1 protein-coding gene is annotated in these 1,360 nt (G+C 38.2%); it reads left to right on the forward strand.

All coding sequences use genetic code 11. The features are described from left to right. Positions 1–21 precede the first annotated feature (21 nt). The coding region (ltrA, locus tag AC1DRF_RS27925) for a group II intron reverse transcriptase/maturase (protein WP_477742303.1) at positions 22–1,360 on the forward strand (1,339 nt) is incomplete at its 3' end.

Raw genomic sequence — 1,360 nt, forward strand, 5'->3', positions numbered from 1 at the left:
CATAAGAGTAGGTGATAGACCATGAATGACAAATCTAAGCCCACGCGAAAGGATAAGAAACTTCGACACAATGAATACTACGGTACTCAACCTGTCCTAGACGACTTATACCAGAAAGCAACCAGAAGAAATTCTTTCAGCAAACTGATGCCTACTATCACATCAGATGAAAATATACTCCTCGCTTTTCGTAACATAAAAGGAAATAAAGGGAGTAAAGCATCCGCCTGTGACAACGTAAACATCAAAGATATTGAGAGAATGGAACAGAGCTATTTCTTGAATGAAGTGAAAAGGCGTTTTCAAAACTACCAACCACAAAAGGTGAGACGGAAAGAAATACCTAAACCCAACGGAAAAACAAGACCTTTGGGAATACCAAGTATGTGGGATAGGATTATCCAACAATGTATTCTTCAAGTTTTAGAACCTATTTGCGAAGCACAATTTTGTAATAGAAGTTACGGATTCCGTCCGAACCGAAGTGCAAAACATGCCATAGCAGATAGCACTAAAAAGATAAACCAACAAAACCTCACTTATGTGGTAGACGTAGATATTAAAGGATTTTTCGACGAAGTAAATCATACCAAGCTCATGCGCCAAATATGGACACTGGGTATACAGGATAAACAATTACTCGTCATTATCCGAAAAATATTGAAAGCCCCAGTGCAAATGCCTGACGGCACAACCATGTTTCCAACAAAAGGAACTCCACAAGGTGGAATCCTTAGCCCACTACTTGCAAACATCAACCTTAATGAATTTGATTGGTGGATCAGCAAACAGTGGGAAACATTCAAAGCCCGAAGGGTAAAATCGAGATACAGAGATGGAATTTGGAGTAACGACCCCGTAACAGCAGTCCTATCGAAACACTCTAATATGAAACCTATGTATATCGTAAGGTACGCAGATGATTTCAAAATCTTCACAAACACACGAAGCAATGCAGAAAAAATATTCAAAGCATGCCAAATGTGGCTAGAAGAACGATTGAAATTGTATATTTCAACCGATAAATCTAAGGTTACCAATCTGAAAAAGCAAGAGAGTGAATTCCTAGGCTTCTCTCTCAAAGCTGTAAAGAAAGGAAAACGAAAAAACGGAAAAACACGATATATCGCAGAAACACACGTATCTCAAAAAGCACTGAAAAAGACGAAGCAAGATTTAGCAAAACAAGTGAAAAAAATACAAAAAAGCCCGAACTCTATTAAAGCAATCAAAGGAATCACTTTATATAACAGCATTGTCATTGGCAAGCATAACTATTATCGAATAGCGACGCATGTCAGTCTAGACTTCAACAAAATGGCTCTAGAACTCGACTGTATGATGTATAACCGTTACTCGC

Source organism: Priestia sp. P5_B4 (assembly GCF_056400385.1).